The 19,335-nt window shown below is 64.9% G+C and carries 12 protein-coding genes; 3 read left to right on the forward strand and 9 right to left on the reverse strand.

Annotation, left to right across the window (positions count from 1 at the left end):
- Nucleotides 1–29 precede the first annotated feature (29 nt).
- From ACVZTU_RS16535 to ACVZTU_RS16555, 5 genes are all read right to left on the reverse strand, one after another.
- Entirely contained in the window at nt 30–1,250 is a 1,221-nt protein-coding gene (locus ACVZTU_RS16535) for a DegT/DnrJ/EryC1/StrS family aminotransferase (RefSeq protein ID WP_139469069.1), read from the reverse strand.
- Complete coding sequence (locus tag ACVZTU_RS16540; RefSeq protein ID WP_482400884.1) at nt 1,247–3,142, reverse strand: polysaccharide biosynthesis protein; 1,896 nt, start codon at nt 3,140–3,142, stop codon at nt 1,247–1,249. The genes ACVZTU_RS16535 and ACVZTU_RS16540 overlap by 4 nt, the downstream gene beginning before the upstream one ends.
- 299 nt (nt 3,143–3,441) lie before the next feature.
- Nucleotides 3,442–6,129, reverse strand: a complete 2,688-nt coding sequence (locus tag ACVZTU_RS16545) for a helix-turn-helix transcriptional regulator (protein ID WP_482400885.1) — start codon at nt 6,127–6,129, stop codon at nt 3,442–3,444.
- A 301-nt stretch (nt 6,130–6,430) separates the two neighbouring features.
- Nucleotides 6,431–9,004, reverse strand: a complete 2,574-nt coding sequence (locus ACVZTU_RS16550) for a LuxR C-terminal-related transcriptional regulator (RefSeq protein ID WP_482400886.1) — start codon at nt 9,002–9,004, stop codon at nt 6,431–6,433.
- Complete coding sequence (locus tag ACVZTU_RS16555; protein ID WP_427846182.1) at nt 8,989–9,738, reverse strand: helix-turn-helix transcriptional regulator; 750 nt, start codon at nt 9,736–9,738, stop codon at nt 8,989–8,991. The genes ACVZTU_RS16550 and ACVZTU_RS16555 overlap by 16 nt, the downstream gene beginning before the upstream one ends.
- A 2,100-nt stretch (nt 9,739–11,838) precedes the next feature.
- On the opposite strand from ACVZTU_RS16555, the gene ACVZTU_RS16560 reads away from it, so the two are divergent.
- Both ACVZTU_RS16560 and ACVZTU_RS16565 read left to right on the forward strand, forming a co-directional pair.
- Nucleotides 11,839–13,032 (forward strand): acyl-CoA dehydrogenase family protein, encoded by a 1,194-nt coding sequence (locus tag ACVZTU_RS16560; RefSeq protein ID WP_139909269.1) that lies wholly within the window; start codon nt 11,839–11,841, stop codon nt 13,030–13,032.
- 38 nt (nt 13,033–13,070) lie between these two features.
- Nucleotides 13,071–14,216 carry an acyl-CoA dehydrogenase family protein gene (locus tag ACVZTU_RS16565; RefSeq protein WP_139469063.1) on the forward strand — a complete coding sequence of 382 codons (1,146 nt, stop codon included), beginning with the start codon at nt 13,071–13,073 and terminating at the stop codon, nt 14,214–14,216.
- 407 nt (nt 14,217–14,623) lie between these two features.
- Here ACVZTU_RS16565 and ACVZTU_RS16570 read toward each other — a convergent pair whose 3' ends face one another.
- The 4 genes from ACVZTU_RS16570 to pyrE all read right to left on the reverse strand — a co-directional run bounded on the left by ACVZTU_RS16570 (nt 14,624) and on the right by pyrE (nt 18,554).
- Complete coding sequence (locus ACVZTU_RS16570; RefSeq protein ID WP_482400887.1) at nt 14,624–15,253, reverse strand: TrmH family RNA methyltransferase; 630 nt, start codon at nt 15,251–15,253, stop codon at nt 14,624–14,626.
- Nucleotides 15,250–16,932, reverse strand: coding sequence for an ABC transporter permease (locus ACVZTU_RS16575; protein WP_248284013.1), 1,683 nt, complete (start codon nt 16,930–16,932; stop codon nt 15,250–15,252). The genes ACVZTU_RS16570 and ACVZTU_RS16575 overlap by 4 nt, the downstream gene beginning before the upstream one ends.
- On the reverse strand, nt 16,932–17,807 hold the full coding sequence (locus ACVZTU_RS16580) for an ABC transporter ATP-binding protein (RefSeq protein WP_139469061.1): 876 nt from the start codon (nt 17,805–17,807) through the stop codon (nt 16,932–16,934). Before ACVZTU_RS16580 ends, ACVZTU_RS16575 begins: the two co-directional genes overlap by 1 nt.
- 180 nt (nt 17,808–17,987) lie before the next feature.
- Nucleotides 17,988–18,554, reverse strand: a complete 567-nt coding sequence (gene pyrE, locus ACVZTU_RS16585) for an orotate phosphoribosyltransferase (RefSeq protein WP_062862586.1) — start codon at nt 18,552–18,554, stop codon at nt 17,988–17,990.
- A gap of 337 nt (nt 18,555–18,891) precedes the next feature.
- On the opposite strand from pyrE, the gene ACVZTU_RS16590 reads away from it, so the two are divergent.
- Nucleotides 18,892–19,164 (forward strand): GlsB/YeaQ/YmgE family stress response membrane protein, encoded by a 273-nt coding sequence (locus ACVZTU_RS16590; RefSeq protein ID WP_101547170.1) that lies wholly within the window; start codon nt 18,892–18,894, stop codon nt 19,162–19,164.
- Nucleotides 19,165–19,335 lie beyond the last annotated feature (171 nt).

Genomic DNA, 19,335 nt, shown 5'->3' on the forward strand with positions numbered 1-19,335 from the left:
AGTATGGGACCGTCTGCCACGGGACTGGGTCACGGCGCAGCTCCATCGACGGCTGCGCCTCGAAGCTCGAAGTACGCAGTCGCAATGACAATGACATGTTCGATGTCGGCATCGGTCATCTTCGATCCGCTCGGCAGGTTGAGGCCGGTGGAGAAGATGCGTTCGGAGACTTCTCCGCCGTATATCGGCGCCTCGGCGAAGACCGGCTGCAAGTGCATCGGCTTCCACAGCGGTCGGGTTTCGATATCGTGTTCAGCCAGCCAGGCTCCCAACTCGGCCGCACTGAATCCAGTCCGATGCTCGTCCACGAGGATCGCAGTCAGCCAGGCATTGTCGCAGTGGTCGTTGTCGTTGCCGAACACAGAAACCCCCTGCACCGAGGCGATTGTGTCGCTGTAGCGTCGACGGATCTCCCGGCGACGGTCGACCATCGCGTCGAGCCGGGTCAGCTGCGCCCGTCCGATAGAGGCGAGCAGATTGCTCAGCCGATAGTTGAACCCAATCTCCCGGTGTTCGTAGTGGGCCACCGGCTCCCGGGCCTGGGTCGACAGGAAACGGGCGTACTCTGCCAGTCGGGAATCGTCGGTGAGCAGTGCTCCACCGCCCGAGGTGGTCATGATCTTGTTGCCGTTGAATGACACGACCGCGGCGTCGCCGAAGCTGCCGCAGGTGACAGCTCCATAGCGGGATCCCAGCGATTCGGCGGCGTCGACGAGGACGGGGACTTCGAATTCGGCCGCAATCGGCAAGATCCGGTCGTAGTCGGCGGGCCGTCCGAGCAGGTCGACCGGGACGATTGCCGCCGGCTTCTTCTTACCTCGGATCGAGTTCTTCAAAGCCCGGTGCAGCTGTACCGGATCCATGTTTCCGTCCGAGGAGCAGTCGACGAATACAGGTTCGGCTCCGCAATAGGTGATGGCGTTCGCCGTTGCGGCGAAAGTCATCGTCGACGTAATCACCAGGTCTCCCGGCCGCACTCCGAGACCGAGAAGGCCGAGGTGGAGAGCCGCCGTGCCGGATGAGAGCCCAACTGCATAAGAGACTCCGACTTTTGCCGCAAGCTCGGTCTCGAACGCTTCGAGGTCCGGACCGACAGGTGCTATCCAGCCGCTGCGAAACGCGCGCAACAGGAATTCCTCTTCGAGCTCCCCGACGTCGGGGCCCGACAGGAGGATCCGGCTAGCGGCCGGGACAGGCTGAGGCTCCGGTGCGGTCTCCGGTTTCGTCGGTGCCGCGTCCGAGATCGTCATGGCCTGACCTCATCCGAAATCAACGTGGTCGGCACCGGCAGGTGGACAGCTCCGCCGGCGGGTTCTCGGCGGCCCACTTGATGACCGAGTTCCGGTTGGGGGCGGCAGCTGCGGTCACAGAACTCGTCGATGACGCCTCGCTCAGCCATCACGACCGGCAGATCGGCAGGTGAGAGCTCAGGTGCCTCAACACGGCTGATCTTGTCGTGGATGCGGATGACGGTGCCTTCGTAGTCACCGAAGAGCTCCTCGTCGAGCTTCTCACCCTCGCGCAGGCCGGTATAGACGATCTCGGTATTCTGATTCGACATCGCAACCAGACTCCGGGCGATGTCGACGATGCGCACGGGTTCACCCATGTCGAGAACCATGACGTAGCCGTCCTCGCCGATCGTCGCCGCCTGCAGCACCAGCTGGCATGCCTCCGGGATCGTCATGAAGAAGCGTCGGACCTCCGGATCGGTGACCGTGATCGGACCGCCCTGTCTGATCTGTTCCTGGAAGGACAGGAGCACCGATCCGCGGGAGCCCAGAACATTGCCGAAGCGAACCGAGAGGTAGGTGCCTGGCGACTTCGCTGCGAATCCGCTGACGAGTCTTTCGGCGATCCGTTTGCTCCGGCCGAGCTCGCTCGTCGGTGCGGCGGCCTTGTCCGTCGAGATGTTGACGAAGGTTTCGACTCCGACTGCGCGTGCTGCTTCGAGGACGTTGAGGGTGCCGTGGACATTCGTCTTCCACGCCTCCTCGGGGAACCGCTGCAGCATCGGCAGATGTTTGAGCGCCGCCGCGTGGAAGACGATCTGCGGCTTCGCCTCGGCGAAGACATGATGAAGTGCAGCCCGGTCTCGGATGTCGGCAAGCACGGTGTTCGGCGACATCAGCAGCGCCGAGCCGTAGAGCGTGAGTTCGACTCCGTGCAGCGCCGTCTCATCGCGATCGAGCATGACGAGGCTCTCCGGATGGAGAGCGAACAGCTGCCGGCAGAGTTCGCTGCCGATCGATCCACCCGCTCCCGTGACGAGAACCCGTTTGCCGGCTACCTTCTTGGCGATCTCTGCCAGATCGGTGTGCACCGGAGCGCGGCCGATGAGGTCTTCGACCTTGATATCGCGGATATCGCCGATCTCGACCTTGCGATTGACCATCTCGGCCAGCGGCGGGATCGTCCTCAGCCATTTCCCTGTCGGCTCCAGACGCTCGCGACATTTCTGCAGGAATTCCGCGTCGGAATCAGCGATCGCGACGATGACTCCAGCTGCATTCAGCCACTCGGCCGCCTCGGCGATGTCCTTACTCGTCCCACGGACCCGAACCCCGTGGATGCTCAGATGACGTTTGTGCGGATCATCATCGATGAGCCCGACGGGCAGATACTCACCGTCAGGGTTCGAGAGCATCTGGCGGATCAGGGATTCAGCCGCGTCGCCGGCGCCGACGACGAGTACTCGCTCACCCTGCAGTGGACGGGTCACGATCTGGTGGGACCAGCGGATGAGGTAACGGCTGCCGGTCATGAAGATGACTGCGGAGGAGACAGTGAGCAGGACAAACGGCGAATCCCCCAAGGTGACGGCCATCAGACCGCACGCGCTGATCAGTGCGATGATCGCGATGCCGCCGTATTCGGCGAAGCTGCCGTAGTGGTAGCGACTGCGGTAGAGCCCGGTGAGCAGGCCGAGGAGCACTTGCAGAACCACTGCCGCCCCAAGCGCGGAAACGAGTTCGACTCCACTGACGACTCCTGAACCCATGACCGTCGAGGCGAGCAGGCCGGCAGCCGTCCAAGCGACGAGATCGAGGACGAGCTGGAACCTGGTCTTGCCCTTCCAGATCCGCGTTGTCAGCCGTGCCGGCCACGTCGATCCAGAAGTCGCTGAAGGTGGCGAAGCCACACCGCCGGCCCTCCCCCGGATGAGTGGATTCGGATGTTCTGACACAGTCATCGTGATCTCCCATGTTCGACTCTCCCGGCCCCGTCACTGTGGCGGCCGGGCATCGTCGGTGAGAGCCGACGATGCTGCGATTCCAACTGCGGAATGCGTCGACTTCACGCTATGAGTGCGATGACTCTGTTCTGGTGCTTGCGGAGGGGAGACTGCGGTCATCCGCGACTGCGGTGCGGGTCTCCGCGGGGCGTTCTGCCGCAGACGGCGCGAACCGTCTGCGGCTCATGTTCACCAAGGATGGCGGCTCAGACCGCGGCGAGACGCGGGTTGCCCGCGAGCCTGGATACGAGCTCTGTGCGAGACCCGACGTCGAGCTTGCGGTAGACAGCGGTGAGGCGGAGTTCGACGGTGCGCAGGGAGACGAAGATCCGTTCGGAGATCTCCCGGTTCTTCATTCCCGCACGAACCAGTTCGACGACCTTGAGCTCCTCGTCGCTGAGTTCGCCGAGGCGCGGCAGCTCAGGCATCGTCGGCGCCTTCGGCTCTTCGACGATCTGCCCGGTGCGGAGATGGTCGGCGAGACGACCGGCCCCGACTTCGCGAAACAGCGCCGCAGCGGCGAGTCTCTGTTCACGTGCTCTCAGGTTCGAACCGTTGTCGGTCAGGCGAGAGGCGAACGCCGCATGCGTGACCGCCTTCTCGAAGACGAACTCTGAGGTGCTGGACTGCCGCAGCACTCGCCCGAACAGGTCGGTGGCAGTCTCCCCGGCGGCCAGAAGCGCTTCGCTCCGACTGACGGACAGATCGGTCCACCGAGAAGGGCATGCCTTCGCGCGGTCACGCAGCTTCTGAAGCAGAAGAGTCGCATGCTCTCTTCTGCCGATACCCACCAAGGCTTCAATGAGGTCGCCCTCGAAACGACGCACGTTCGGGTTGGTCTCGTCCGCGGACAGCTGTTCGCAGCGCCGAAGGTGTCCGATCGCTTCGGCCGCGCAGTCGGCGCGCAGGAGGTATCTGCCCTGGAGCGCATTCAGCTCGGCCAGCAGACGGTGGTTGTTCGTCGCCGAAGCCCGGACCGCGGCCTGTTCCTCGACGAGCCCCGCTTCACCGGCGCGTCCGGTCAGCAGCATCTTCCAGGCGTGCAGCAGCAGGATCCGATCCTGCCGGACGACGACGAGTCCTCTGCGCTTGTCGGCCTCAGATTCCGCGATGAGCCTGTCGATGACGTCGACGGCCTGGCTGACTCGGCCGAGGCGCATTTCCAGATCAGCGCGGACACAGTCCACCTGCCGCTTCCAGACCCTGGTCGCGGCACAGGTCTCACCGATGTGGTCGAGCACAGCCGAGGCGGCTTCATAATGCTCGGTGAGCACCAGTCCCTGGGCGACGGCGAGTCCGAAGCTCGGCCTGATCGCCTCCTGGTGTTCCTGCAGGCTCGCGAAACCGGCGAGCGCCGCCCCGTCCTTTCCGCAGTTGCTGTCAAGCAGGATGCGCACGGCCTGGACAAGCTGTGCCTCGCTGTCGCGAAACTGCTCATCGGCGGCTTCGGCAAGTGCCAGAAGCTCCTGCGCTCGAGCGAATTCGCCTCGTTCACAGTGGCAGAGCGCCAGCGTCAGCTGCAGGCGTGCCACCTCGGCGGGTGCCTGCTCCGATTCGACCCTGCTCCACGACGTGAACAGTGAGGACGGCAGCGTCTGCGTCTCGAGGAAGACATTGCGGACTTCGAGAGTCCGAGCGCGGACCACGACCGCGGCCCGGTTCGACCGAGAGGCGATCTGCACATAGCGGCGGGAGAAGGCGAACTGCCCGTGATCGGACAGCGTCTCGGCGATCTCGACCAGCTGACCGCGCAGCTCCTCGAGATCGTTGCAGACCCGGATGGCCCGTTCGGCGAATTCGGCCCCTCCGGCAGTGAGTCCGCGTCGCACCAGTCCGAGAGCGTGTGCCGCCAGCTGCTGTGCGGTCTCCTCACCCGGGTCGATGAACGAGACGTGCCAGGCTTCGACCTGCGGCCACGTGTCGGCGCAGTCTTCGGCCAGGACGAGGTGGGTTCGACGTCGCTCGCGCGCCCCCATCGACTGCTGCACCATGGCACGGACGAATCCGTGGGGTATCCGCAGAAAGGCCCCTCGACGTTCGATCGTCCCGCGCGATTCGAGTTCGTCGACGGCTTCCCAGAATCCGGGCAGCCTCCTGGCCAGAGGCCGCAGCGGCGTCAGTGGGGACAGAGACAGACATCCGAGCAGCGCTTCGGCATTGGCCGTCAGCCCTTCGACATAGTCGGCGATCATCGGACGGCTGGCCGGTCCCACTCTGACCGGGATCGACAGCGCGATCTCCCCGCGCATCTCACTGGGCGCCATCTCCTCGAGGATATGGCTGACGGCCAAGGGACGACCCGCGGCGGCGTGGGCAGCGACCTGGGCTGCCTCCTCGGCGATCCTCGTGTGTCCGAAGCGGGCCAAGGCGAGGTCCCGGGCGAGCTCGATGAGCTCGGCGATGCTGAGATCCGCAAGTTCGATCTCCGGCACCGAGGCGAACGGACCGTCATCGTCGATCGACCGAACCGTGATGACGATGTGCAGACGTCCTGACTTCAACCGGCGCAGCGCCTGACCGAGCACCCGCTGCGAGTCCATGTCCATCTCGTCGGCATTGGGCACGAGGATGAGCGTGTCCTCGTCTCCTGGAATCGATCGGAGAGCCGTCATCATGTTCGGCACGATCTCATCATCGGCGAGCTCCGCCGGATCGGAGGGGCCGTGCACGGATGCGCTGACTGCGGCGAGCAGACCGCCTATCCCGGACCAGGGCGTGTCCTCATCGAGCGGACTCGATGCGACCCTGATCACCGTTCCATCCCACTCCGACTCGAGTGCCGACAAGATCGATCGCCGCCCGGACCCGAAGCCGCCGGTGAGGGCTGCGGCACGGTGCCGCGAGAGGAGGGAGCGGAGCTCGCCGACTTCCTTGCGGCGAATCACCTGACGCATGATCCGCCTCCCGTCGTCGAGTCCGGGGAACTCGTTCGGAGAAGGATTTCCGGCCCGGAGACGGACGCCGCCGTTCGCACGGCGCGGGGGTCGGTTCGATGAGGAGGCTGAGGAGACTGAGGAGGCTGAGGCGTGATGTCCATACTCAGATACTGCTCGCCGGCAGCCGTCTCGGACCAGGTGGTCGATACTGGAGTCGCCTTCGGGTCACTACTCAGTCACCACCAGGTCACCACCGGAGCACCGCAGTGAGTACTCACCCGAGTCCGAAATCCCGCAGTCGGTGATACTCGGCTCACGCTCAGGCGCGCAGTCGGCCTTCGGCATCCCGCATCGCCTCGGCGACCTGGTCCCTGCGTTCGACACCGAGCTTGCGGAACAGCCGGTACGTGTGGCCCTCGACCGTTCGCACCCGCACTCCCAGTTCCAGCGCGATCTCCGCATTCGATCGGCCCGCGACGATGAGCGCGCTGATCTGCTTCTCCCGGGCGGTCAGTCCTATGTTCTGCCTGCCCGGGCCGTTGCTCTGACCAGCTCCGAATCGCGCGGCCAGAGCGATGCACTTACCCGCCAGGTCAGGCATAGACGCTCCGTATTCCTCCGCAAGAGACGTCAAGGCTGCACGATCATGATCACGCAGTGCAGCGCCGAGGCGGCTGACAATGTCGAACTCACGCCCGGTTCCGTGCGCGGCCGCTTCACACATCGCCTCAGGTGCGATCTCGTCGAAGTGCAGGAAGAGGTGCAGGCGGATGAGTACGACGATCGCGGCTGCCCCATCGGCTTCGGCTTCGTCCATCATCCGGCGCAGCTCGTGCTCGTACCGGGTCTCACCGGTGCGTATCGCCCGCGCGGTGGTTCGCAGTACGAGGGCTCGACGATATTCGTGGTAGAGGGCTGTGACGGGCAGCTCGTCGAAGCGGGCGTGCAGCTCGTCGGCGTCAGCAGCGGTTCCGACACGAGAGACCGCATATTCGGCCTCCGCCAACGCGATGGCCAGCTGCGTGCCCAAGTTCCAATAGGTGAGCGATTCGATCGCGGCGCGAAGCGCCTTCATCGCCCCCGGCAGATTGCCCTCGAGCAGGTGAGTCTGCGCCCACAGCAGGTCGATCGGCCCGGACCGAGCTGACAGGTACGCGATGTCATGCGTCGCCAGTGTCGTCATCAGCTCTCTCGCCTCAGCGGTTCGTCCCAGCTGCAGAAGTGTGCGCCCCTGCAGCATGGTCAGGTGAAGTGCCCCTGTGCTTTCGTTGCTGAAATCGGCTTGAGCGGATTCGAGGAGCGCGAGCGCTTCCAAGGTGCGTCCCGAGTCGAGCATGTCGGTCGCGTGCAGCATCGTGTCGAGCAGATGGAAGCTGCCCGTTGCCCCGCCCTCGGGTGTGAGTCCGTCGAAGACGTCCACGGTGATCGGTCGTTCTTCGGCCACGACGGCGGCGACACGGTCGAGGAATTCGAGTCCGAACGCTGCGTCCACTCCCCCTCCGGGGTGTCCGTCACCTTCCTCGTGCAGCCGATTGAGAGCGGTGCGGAAGTCCGCAAGCCGCAGGGCCGGAGACATGGAGGCGGAAGAGCGGTTCATCCAGACCACGAGCGCATCGACGACCAGCGGAGCACAGCATGCGGTGCGAACCGCATGGGCCAAGATGTCGAGTCCGAGGGGAATCTTATTGCAGCCGCAATAGAGCAGAGCGACCGAGAGCAGCTCGTGTGGGCTCAACTTCTCCGTCGGGATCTCCGCGATCAGCCGCATGGCCCGATGCCAGTCTCCGAGGCGAGCGGCGATGAGTGCGGCGTCGATGGTCCTCGACTCGCCGACTTCCGCTCCGCAGATCAGTCCCCACTCGGCCCTGACCACCTGCGACCACTCCGCAGGTGCATCTCCGCTGGAGTCGATGAAGTCGAACCACTCTCGACTCCGACCGGTCGGGGTCGTGTACCTGATCGTGTCCGAGGTGTGGTTCTCCACTGCCTCATAGACATGGGGTCTCTGCGCGTCGATCTTCAGTTCACCGGCGGCCACGAGGGCATCCGCGGCTTCCCCGAGCCCCGCCTCGAGCAGTGTCGCCAGCTCCACCTCCCCCGCGAGGACGACCAACTCGAGGGCCTCCGTCTCCTGGGGCGAGTGGTCGGCAAGACCGATCCGTGCGTAGTCGCGGGCACGCGCATCATAGTCGGTGTCGTGTCCGTCGAGGATCCACACTCCTCGGCGCAGGAGGAAGCGCGACCGTCGTGCGGTGTATTCGAGGAGTTCGATGAGCTTTCCCGGATTGCGTTTCGAATGGAAGTCGACGATGTCGACCACTGCTTGGGACACGATGTGACCGAGGCGGTGTTCGATCATCGACCGATAGTCCTCACGCGGCAGAGGACCGAGGACGAGATGCTGGAGCACACGGTCTTCGACCAGAGTCGAGAACGGCATGACCCCACTCTCGGGGTTGGACCGCGACATCGCGACGAGCCTGATCGAGCCGGCGCTGGCCAAGTCGGTCAGGACCTCCTGCGAACGGGAATCGAGCAGGTGGGCATCGTCGACAAAGACCGCCTGCGAGGTTCGAGTCGAGGTGAGCCGGGACACGATTCGCCCCAGCAGCGTGGACGGGTCGCCGTCGAGGTCGACGAGCAGACCGAAGACGCCGAACTCGGTGTTCTGGTGCACGCGGTCCCCGCGGATCCAGATTCCGTCGCTCCCGTCCTCGAAGGCCGTTCTCGCCAGAAGGGTCTTGCCGACGCCGATCTCGCCTTCGATGAGGATGCCGGAGCATTCCGAGCAGCGCAGCGACTGACGAATCAGTTCGAGTTCGCCCTTGCGCCCGAAGATCGTCGTGCCGTCCTGGATGCTCTCGCCCGATGATGTGGTCAGCTCTTCAGCCATTCCGTCACCACCTCTCGCAGCTCCTGCCGATTGGCCACATGCACTCGGCGGTAGAGACGTCCGAGGTGCCATTCGACGGTTCGGGCCGAAAGGTGCAGCTCTTCTCCGATCTCTGCGCTCGTTCGACCCTCGACGATGCCCGTGATGATCGAGTGCTCGAGCTCGCCCAGATTCGCGTGGAACCGTTTGCCGTCGGCATCGAAGTCGAGCACGCGCCGGCTCCGGCCCAGCAGGATCCGGGCTTCCTTGGTGGCGGCAGCATTGCCTGAGGCAACGGCGCGTTTTCGGGCCTCGCCGGACAGCTGGGCGCAGAGCACGACCGCGCCGAAGATCAGCGCCTCACGGGCCGCGGTGATGAGCGCCTGCAGATCGTCAGTGCTGAAGGCATGTGCCACGGCGCGCAGCAGGCGACCGAGGGAGCCGTCGACCCTGCCGGACGACGCGGACAATCCGCCGATGGCCTGTTCGTGCCCGAGTCGACCGGCCTCGAGCCAGGCCAGGCAGGCAAGGGTGTGCGCACCGTGTTCTTCTGCCCAGGCCCCGAGCTCATAGAGTTGCGGGGCTGCCGGCCCCGGCGACGTCTGCGCCAGTGCCTGCAGGTCGAAGAGTCTGGCTTCGAATGAAGCCCACCACGAATGCCGACTGGCATCGGCCTCCTCGTCGACAGCGATCGAGACGACCTCCGTCCGCTGGTCTGTCAGCACAGCGGAGAGAGACAGTGCCGACCTGGCCATTCCAGCGATATCGACGATGTCGCAGGGGTCGGCACCGAGATTGAGTTCGCCGAGGATGCAGTGGGCCTTCGCCGCGTTTCCGGTGCGCAGGTCGATGAGCGCGTTCGTCAGCCTGGTCAGCCGCCGACTGGAGGTCAGTTCATCCATTGCCGTCCGCGCCTCGGCCCAGTTGCCGGCGATGAAATTCGCCACGAAGAACTGCGGGATGGCATCTTCCCGTTCGAACGATTCGGGCCCGGGAAGTCCGAACATCAGCCGGGCCTGCGCGATATAGCTCAGTCCCAGTTCGATCCGTCCGGACATCACTTCTGCCACGCCGAGGAACGCACATGCGCGCAGACGGTGGCGCACCGAGCTCGCATGGTTGAGATAGACGCTCTCGGCCAAGGCACAGGCAGCGGCGATACGACCTCCTTTGAGGTCGAACCTGGCGCGCGTCGCATCGAGCCGACCGACGTCGATCGGCAGCGAAAGCGTGTCCCGGACCCAGTCCAGCCGCAGATCCTCGGGCTTCCTTGGGTCCATCAGCCTCAGTTCCATCGAGGCGAGGCGGGACAGATACTCCTGTGCTGAGGTGTCCGGATTCAGACACGCCTCGGAGACAAGCGGGTCGACGATCTCCCGGGCCTGGCGGAGCCTACCGGCTCCCCATTCGCTGCGGGCGTGCTCGAGGTCGAGTTCGGGACCGCGATAGCCGCTGGTGCGGATGATCTCTGCGGCTTCGCGGTATCTGCCCCGCGCGTTTGCCCAACCGGCGGCATCCAGAACCTGTTTGGGAGTCGGCACCCGGCCCAAGGAGATCGACCACGCGGCGTAGCCGAAGAGCGTTCTGCCGTGAAGTGCCGAAAGATCCGCTCCGGCATCGAACCTGGTGAGCAGTTCGAGGCTGCGAGAGGGAGGGACCATGGCTCGGACGTTCTCAGCCGTGACGGGTTCGTGCATGCTCACCGTTCCCCCTCGACCCTTCGAAATCGAGAGCAGACCGTCCTCCGCCAAAGAGTCGATCGTCTGTGGACTGGTGAACCCGACGAGCACGTCATAGGGCACCGCTTCGATGAGAGCGACGGTTTCGATGACCTCGCGGCTGGACTGATCGACCCGGGCGATCGCGGTTTCGACCCCGCTGGTCCGGCTCCGCCCGAACAGCAGCCTCTCGAGCAGCCGCGGATTGCCGTGGGCGAGTGCAGTCAGCTCCGAGACCGATCTCGTCTCGGTCTCCGAGAGTCCGATGCTGTTGATCATCGCAGCCGCATCCGCCTCGTCGATACCGTCCAGATCGATCCTGACAATGCTTCCCGACAGCCACAGCCCGGCGATGAGATCGACCGGCGAACGCGCCGATTCGGCGGCGATGACGAGTTTGATCCTGCGTGCATCCGTCAGCTGAGCCAACACTGCGAGGGAATGATCGTCGACGAGATCGGCATTGTCGACGACGACCAGAGAGCGACCGCCTTCGGCTCTGCGCTCGAACAGATCACCGATCACCGACAGCGCACGCCCGGGCGGAAGGTCAGTGTCGATGCCCTCCCACGACAGCAGGATTTCGAAGATTCCGAGGTTCCGGACCCGCGCGTTCTCCGAGCCGCGCAGGCGGGTGACCGCAAGATCGGGGTCGAGACGAGAGAGCGCAGCATTCACCAGCGCGGTCTTCCCGATGCCCGCCGCGCCGATGATGAGAGCGCCCAGATGCCCCTGCCCGGAGATCGCGCCGACGACCGTCGAGAGCTCGGACTCATAGCCGAAGAGCCGACGCGACGGTGCGACCGGGGGGATATGCGTGGTCCTGCCTGACACGTCACTCAGCTTTCCGTACCCCTGGGGATCTTCTGCAGCGGGGAATGCGGAGCCCAGCGGCGCGGGGTTCAATCCGGAGAAGCTCACGTCTCGGAATCACCATTGGAATTCCTGGATCAGTATTACCACTTGGGATAGGTGTAGTAATACATCTCTGAAATAAAGTTAGGCGATTGTGACATCAACATCCGATCCCACCGGAGGGCCGCCTCGGCGAGGGTCTTCGCCGTCTCCCACTTGTGAGCCCGAACACCGAACCGTACCATTGGAGGAAAGTTACTGAACGATCTATAAGGAGTTCGCATGGACACCCTACTGAATGCAGAAGAGCGCGAGTTCGCGCAGCAGATGCGTCAGTTCTACCGCACGGAGATCCCCGAGGAACTCCGCTTCAAGGTCGCCACCGGCCAGGAGCTGAGCAAGGAAGACATGGTCACCTCGCAGCGGATCCTCAACCAGCACGGCTACGCCGTGCCGAACTGGCCGGTCGAATGGGGCGGCCAGGACTGGACCCCCGTGCAGCGTCACATCTGGCTCGAAGAGATGCAGCTGGCCTGCGTTCCGCAGCCGCTGCCGTTCAACGTGTCCATGGTCGGACCCGTCATCGCCACCTTCGGCTCGCAGGAGATCAAGGAACGTTTCCTGCCCGCCACCGCGAACATCGACATCTGGTGGTCGCAGGGATTCTCCGAACCCAACGCCGGCTCGGACCTCGCCTCGCTCAAGACCACCGCGGTGCGCCAGGGCGACAAGTACATCGTCAACGGCCAGAAGACCTGGACGACCCTGGGCCAGTACGGCGACTGGATCTTCAACCTCGTGCGCACCGACCCTGACGTGAAGAAGCAGGCAGGCATCTCCTTCCTGCTCATCGACATGAAGACCCCCGGCGTCACCGTCCGTCCGATCCAGCTCATCGACGGCGGACACGAGGTCAACGAAGTCTTCTTCGACAATGTCGAGGTCCCCGTCGAAAACCTCGTCGGCGAAGAGAACAAGGGCTGGACCTACGCGAAGTTCCTGCTCGGCAACGAGCGCACCGGAATCGCCCGCATCGGCGGTTCGAAGGTCAACCTCGCCCGTGCCAAGGCCTACGCCGCGGTGACGAAGACCGCTCGCGGCACTCTGTTGGATGACCCCCTGTTCTCCGCTCGTCTGACGAAGATCGAAGCCGAACTCACCGCGCTCGAGATGACCCAGCTGCGGATCCTCTCGACCCAGGCCGCCGGGTCCGACAAGCCGGATCCACGCTCCTCGGTGCTCAAGCTCAAGGGCTCCCAGCTGCAGGAGGACATCTCCGAACTCCTCGTCGACGTACTCGGTCCGCAGGGTCTCGACTTCGTCTCCGACCGCGTGCAGGGCCAGGGTCTGTCCGACCTGCCCAACGGCGCTGTCGATGCTCTGCCCGGCTACTTCAACACCCGCAAGGTCACCATCTACGGCGGTTCGTCCGAGGTGCAGCGCGGAATCATCTCGAAGGCACTGCTCGGTCTCTGAGATACCGACGCTCACTCGATCTCCCAAGAAGGACAACAATGGATCTTGAACTCAACGACATTCAGCAAGAACTCGCCAGCACACTGAACAAGTACCTGCGCAGCGAGTACGACATCGCCAAGCGCGAAGAGATCCTTCGCAGCGACGAGGGCATCTCCCGCGAGAAGTGGCAGGCCTTCGCCGAGATGGGTCTGCTCGGACTTGCGATTCCCGAGTCCTACGGCGGCGCGGACATGACCTTCAACGAGGTGGCCGTGGTCGCCGAGGCGTTCGGTCGCTCACTCGTCCTCGAACCGTTTCTGGCTACCGCAGTCCTCGGTGCCAATGCCGTTCTACTCGGCGGCAGCGAGGAGCAGAAACAGGCCATCCTGCCCGGTGTGGCAGAGGGCCAGACCTTCCTCGCTCTCGCAGCACTCGAGCCCGGACTGCGCTACGCGATCGACGCTCCGCAGACTCAGGTCTCCGGTGCAGACGGCAGCTTCACCCTCACCGGTGAGAAGAACAACGTGCTCGGCGGGGACGTGGCCGACCACTTCGTCGTCACCGCCACGCAGAACGGCGAACTGGGCCTCTACCTCGTCGCCGCCGATGCCGAGGGTCTGAGCCGTGTGGCTCAGCGCCAGGCCGATGGTCTGGGCAGCGCGAACCTCAAGCTCGAGGGTGTCGCCGCCCAGCGCCTCGACGCCGCCGATGCCAACGCCGTGCTGTCCGAAGTCCTCGACCTGGGCAACGCCGCAATCATGGCTGAGGCCGTCGGTGCGCTCGAAGCCTCGCTGACGATGACTGCCGAGTACCTGAAGACCCGCGAGCAGTTCGGTGCACCGATCGGTGCGAACCAGGCTCTGCAGCACCGCGCCGCCGACCTCTACGCCGAACTCGAGTACGCGCGCAGCATGGCTCTGTACTCTCGCCTGGCCGTGACCTCCGAGGTCCCCGGGGCTGAGAAGGACCGTCACCGCGACGTCATCGCCGCGAAGATCATCGTCGACCGGGCTGCTCGCAACATCAGCCAGGAGTCGATCCAGATGCACGGCGGCATCGGCATGACCATGGAGTACCCTATCGGTCACTACGCCAAGCGCCTGACGGTCATGACCCGCACGTTCGACGACTCGGATTCGCTGACCGCAGAGCTCGCCGAACTCGGCGGACTCATCGAACCCCACGCCGCCGACCTCAGCTGAGGCACCGGCACTTCAGCGCCGCACGTTCGACCCCGAGCGTGCGGCGCTGCGTCGTCGGGGCCTATCAACGCCCACCGAGGCGGCCGGATCCCGGCAGCACGGAAGCGCCGAGGCGACACGACGTTGGTCGTGCCGCCTCGGCGCTTCTTCGTCTCTGTATGCCGGTCGGCAACCTCCGTGGCGGCGACTCGGTCCACCGCACTCCAACAGAGTTGGATTGTTGGGGCGATCCACGGTGATCTGAGCGCGAATAACCCCGTGGATCGACCAAACAATGCCGTCAACCGCACCTGCGCAAGGAGGACAGGGCCTCCTCGGCGGGACCACGGCCTTGTGGACGAGGAGGACGGGATTTCCTCAGGGAGACCAAGTCCTCCGCTGCGAGGCCTGCGCTGCCGGCAGCGAACTCAGCTCACGGGCTGGTCGTACACGTGCCGGCGGATCCACGAATGCATGGTGATCGCGGCGGCTGCTGCGGCGTTCATCGACCGTGTCGAACCGTACTGCGCGATCGAGAGCACGTCGCGGCTCGCCTGGTGCGCTTCCTCGCTCAGTCCCGGTCCTTCCTGACCGAACAGCAGCAGGCAGCGCTTGGGCAGGTCGTAGGTCTCCAGCGGCACGGAATCCGGGAAGTTGTCGATGCCCAGCAGCGGCACGTCGTTCTCGGCGCACCAGCTGAGCAGGTCGTCCACGCTCGGATGGTGGATGACGTGCTGGTATTTGTCCGTGACCATCGCCCCGCGCCGGTTCCAGCGGCGTTTGCCGACGATGTGCACGGCTGCGGCGTTGAACGCGTTGGCGGTGCGCACGACCGAACCGATGTTGAGGTCATGCTGCCAGTTCTCGACTCCGACATGGAAGTCGTGCCGCGAGGCATCGAGGTCGGCCACGATCGCATCGTGCTTCCAATACCGATACCGATCGACGACATTGCGCCGGTCGCCCTCAGCCAGCAGCTCCGGATCGAAGTGCTCTTCCACAGGCCAGGGGCCGGTCCACGGACCGACCCCCACCTGCGGTTCAGCGCTTTCGGTCACTTGTCGTCGCGGGAATCATCCGCCGACTTCGCGTCCTTCTCGTCTTCTCCGCCGGACTTCACGTCCGACTTCTTCGTGCCGGATTCCTTCGCCGAGGCGGCCGCCGACTTCGCGTCCTTGTCCGCGTCCACGTCGTCCGTGTCGTCCGAATCGGCATCATCCGCGTCGTCAGCGCTCGAGTCCGACTTCGCGGCGCCCTTCGCCGAGGTGGCGGCACCGACCTTCTGCGCGCGCTTGCTCATCTTCACGGTCTTGCCGCCGCGACCGCCACCGGACAGCACCGAGCGCACGTACGCGCCCGAGGCCAGAGCGTGGAGGATGACGGCGAGGACCAGCGCGATGCCGGCGGCGACGAGGCCTTCCCACCACTCGGCCTGACCGGCGAAGGAACGACCGGCGATGCCCAGCGGCGATGTGAACGGCGTCCACGACAGCACCTTCGCGACGGTGCCCGAGGGTCCGATGATGACCGGAGCGAAGAAGCCCGCCACGGTGATGACGCCGATGATCGTGAGGAAGGTGGCGCGCGCCTTGGAGCCGACGACGGTCGACGCCCAGACGAGCAGCGCGAACACCGACCAGGCGGTGAGCAGCAGGGCCAGCGCGAACCAGCCCAGTCCCGGCAGCATGGCGAATGCCAGGGACGTCTTGCCCGACAGCGAGAGTCCGAGCTCGGTGATGACGGCGGCCGCAACGAGGTGGACGACGACGAGGGTCAGCATGCCCGTCACTCGCCCCGAGGCCGAGGCACGCGGCGGAATCGTGGCTGCGATGATCTCGGTGATCCGGTTTCGCTTCTCCAGGCGCAGGTTCTGGTACAGCGCAGTGCCCAGTGTGGCGACGACGAGCAGCGACAGCGCGACCATGCCCCACAGCAGCGGGGTGGCCACGGCACCGTCGACGGCCGGGGTCTCGAGCAGCGTCGCCTCGGTCTTCGGTGCGAGCTTCTCGAGCAGGGCATCGGGCTGCTTGTCGAGGGCGATGATCGTCGGCTGCCCCTGACCGCTCGGGTCCTGGATGAATGCGGCGTCGACCTTGCCCTCACGCACGAGCTTCTCGGCGGCGGGGGCGTCCTTGGCGTCGGTGATCTTCACACCCAGCTGTTGCTCATACATCGCCGCCTGCTCGCCGACTCCGACCATCGCCATGGTCGGGGTGCCCGAGTCCTTCTGCACGTCGGCGACGATTCCGGAGATGATCGCGGCCAGCACGCCGAGGATGATCACGGCGGCCGTGACCAGGAAGTAGGGGCTGCGCATGGCCGTGGTGGACTCACGATTCGACACGAGCCACGCGGCCTGGCGGTTGCCGACATCGACGAACTCCGAGACCAGTCCGGTCTCCGGCAGTTCGTCGGGGTCTGGGGTGTCCTCGGCGAGTTCGAAGGGAACGTCGTCGAGGCCGGCGGTGGCGCCGGACTCGTCCGCTTCCTTCGCGTCGGAGGCCTTCGCGGCTGGGTCCTTCGCCTCGGTGCCCTTCTTCGCCGAGGCGGCCGATCCAGTGGTCGCACCGGCGTCGGTCGCCTCGTCGACCGAGTCGGCCTCCTCGGCGGTGGTCTCGTCTTCGATCACATCGTCATCGACGGGCACACCGAGGTCGTCGATGCCTTCGCCGGCCGTGCCCTTGGACACGAGCGGTTCCGGGGACTCGTCATTCGCACCATTGTCTTTGCGCGCCATTACAGAGCCTCCTTGTACTGCTCGGCCAGTGTCGGGCGGACACTTTCGAAGTTCTTCACATTCTTCAGCTCGGCCACGGCAGCGGCGGCTGACTTCGCATCATTCGCGCGGAAGCTCACGCCCTCGCGTCCGACGGTCTTCACATCGCTGATTCCCGTTCGGGATTTCAGTGCCGAGGCGGCCGCCTCGGTGTCCGTCGTCTCGACGCGATAGTGCTGGTCACCGAGCAGCTTCTCGACGCTGCCCGAGGCGGTCACCTTGCCCTGGTTCAGAACGATGACATCATCGGCGAACTCCTGTGCGGCCTCCCAGTCGTCGGTGGCCAGGATGACAGGCACTCCCGAGGATGCATGGGCCCGCAGCAGGGACGTGACCAGGCGCAGCGAGGCGGCGTCGAGGCCGGCGAAGGCATCGTCGATGACGACGACGTCCGGGTCCGCGGCCAGGGTCGCGGCGATGTCGACGCGGGCGATCTCGGCGCCGGAGAGGTTCTTCAGCGGTGCGTAGCCGCGGTCGGCGAGCTCGAGATGGCCGAGCAGGGTCAGCGCATTCCGTTCGGCCGCACCCAGGGTGATCCCGTGCAGGCGGGCGAGGTAGACGATCTGGTCGAGCACGCGCATGTTCGGGTATCCGCCGCGCTCGGCGGGCAGATAGCCGAAGTTCTGCCGGTCGCCGAAGTCGAGTTCGAAGTCCTCGAGTTCGATGGTGCCCTCATCAGCGGCGATGAGGCCCATGATGATGCGCACCAATTCGGTGCGGCCCGCCGAGCGGGTTCCCACGATTGCGGTGATCCGGCCCGCCTCGGCGGTGAAACTCACCTCGTCCAGATATGTCCGCTTCCCTTTGCGCAGGGAAACCTCTTTCAGTGTGAGCACGCGTCATCCTTTACATCAAACAGTTCTTGGGGAGTGTCTCATCTATCGTGTTGAAATAAGAGACTTGTTTCAAACCACGTCCTCGATTTCGACAGAATTGCCAGTCGAGTCCCAGGTCGTGATCGGTGAGTCGAGTTCGCCGAGGGGGCACCGTTTCGCCCCACTTCGCCGAGGCGGGCCTCAGTCGAGTCCGAGATCCGCGGTCGTCAGCGCGGTCAGGTACGGAATTCCCGTGGCTTCGACCCGTTCCTTGGCGCCGGTGTCGCGATCCATGACCACCGCCACGGCGACCACCTCGGCGCCGGCTTCTTTGAGCGCTTCGACGGCGGTGAGCACGGAACCGCCCGTGGTCGACGTGTCCTCGACGGCGACGACGCGCTTGCCGGCGACGTCGGGGCCTTCGACACGACGGGACATTCCGTGCTTCTTCGCCTCTTTGCGCACGACGAAGGAGTCGAGCGGGGTGCCGCGCACCACCGACCGGTGCATGACGGCGGTGCCGACCGGGTCGGCGCCCATCGTCAGTCCGCCGACGGCATCGACCTTGTCGAGCAGATCATGAGCCTCGAGGAGATCAAGGACGACATCGCCGACGAGCGGTGCCGAACGGTGATCGAGGGTGACCCGACGCAGATCGAGGTAGTAGTCGGCCTCCTTGCCGGAGGAGAGGGTCACCCTGCCGCGCACCACGGCGAGTTCGTCGATGAGGTCGAGCAGTTGTCGGCGAGTGTCAGCGCTGTCGGTCATGAACTCCAGTCTACTGGGCGGTCGGACCACGCCCGTTCAGCCCCGTCTCAGTGACCAGGCGCCCTCCCTTTCAGTGTCCAGAAGGCCTCCCGCAGGCCTCCCGCCTCAGAGCCCAGCTGCCCTTTTGCCGCGGCCCGCTGACATCGGATGTGAGTATCCTCGTGAGGATCCGGCTGGTCGTGCTGACACCGGGCGTGAGGATCCGGCTGGCTCTGCGTCTGTATAGATGTCATAAAGGATCAACAAGACTTGGCACTTACCCTGCGTTTCGGTTGTACAGTGGCAACAGCACCGTGCAACCCGGCCGGTCAACTGTCTCAGAAGGGACGTGAGCAACATGGGTTTCATCGCATACCTCATCCTCGGACTCATCGCCGGAGCCATCGCTAAGGCGATCCTGCCCGGCAAACAGGGCGGCGGCTTCTTCGCCACGCTCATCCTCGGCGTCATCGGAGCCATGCTGGGCGGCTGGCTCGGCGGCATGATCTTCGGCGCCCAGATGGATAAGTTCTTCTCACTGTCGTCCTGGCTGTGCGCGATCGGCGGCTCGCTGATCGTGCTCATCATCTGGGGCCTCATCACCGGACGCTCGAAGAGCAAGGCCGACTGAGGGACTGCAGCCATCTAGAGAGCCACTGCCCGGCGGCACCCCGTTGCGGCCAAACACAGCCGCAGACGGCAGCGTCGGCAACAGCCCAGAAAAAGGTGGACAGCCCAAGTTTGAAACTGGGCTATCCACCTTTTTCTGTGCCGTTCGCGTCTTGGGTGCCGCCCGCCGCAC

It is taken from the genome of Brevibacterium sp. OS20, from assembly GCF_056837565.1.

Bases quoted from the DNA above. Each gene is read 5' to 3' on its own strand.
- ACVZTU_RS16550 (WP_482400886.1), bottom strand. From the start codon at position 9,004: ATGGCTGAAGAGCTGACCACATCATCGGGCGAGAGCATCCAGGACGGC.
- ACVZTU_RS16590 (WP_101547170.1), top strand. From the start codon at position 18,892: ATGGGTTTCATCGCATACCTCATCCTCGGACTCATCGCCGGAGCCATC.
- ACVZTU_RS16575 (WP_248284013.1), bottom strand. From the start codon at position 16,932: ATGGCGCGCAAAGACAATGGTGCGAATGACGAGTCCCCGGAACCGCTC.
- ACVZTU_RS16545 (WP_482400885.1), bottom strand. From the start codon at position 6,129: ATGCGTCAGGTGATTCGCCGCAAGGAAGTCGGCGAGCTCCGCTCCCTC.
- ACVZTU_RS16535 (WP_139469069.1), bottom strand. From the start codon at position 1,250: ATGACGATCTCGGACGCGGCACCGACGAAACCGGAGACCGCACCGGAG.
- ACVZTU_RS16555 (WP_427846182.1), bottom strand. From the start codon at position 9,738: ATGGCCAGGTCGGCACTGTCTCTCTCCGCTGTGCTGACAGACCAGCGG.
- pyrE (WP_062862586.1), bottom strand. From the start codon at position 18,554: ATGACCGACAGCGCTGACACTCGCCGACAACTGCTCGACCTCATCGAC.
- ACVZTU_RS16560 (WP_139909269.1), top strand. From the start codon at position 11,839: ATGGACACCCTACTGAATGCAGAAGAGCGCGAGTTCGCGCAGCAGATG.
- ACVZTU_RS16565 (WP_139469063.1), top strand. From the start codon at position 13,071: ATGGATCTTGAACTCAACGACATTCAGCAAGAACTCGCCAGCACACTG.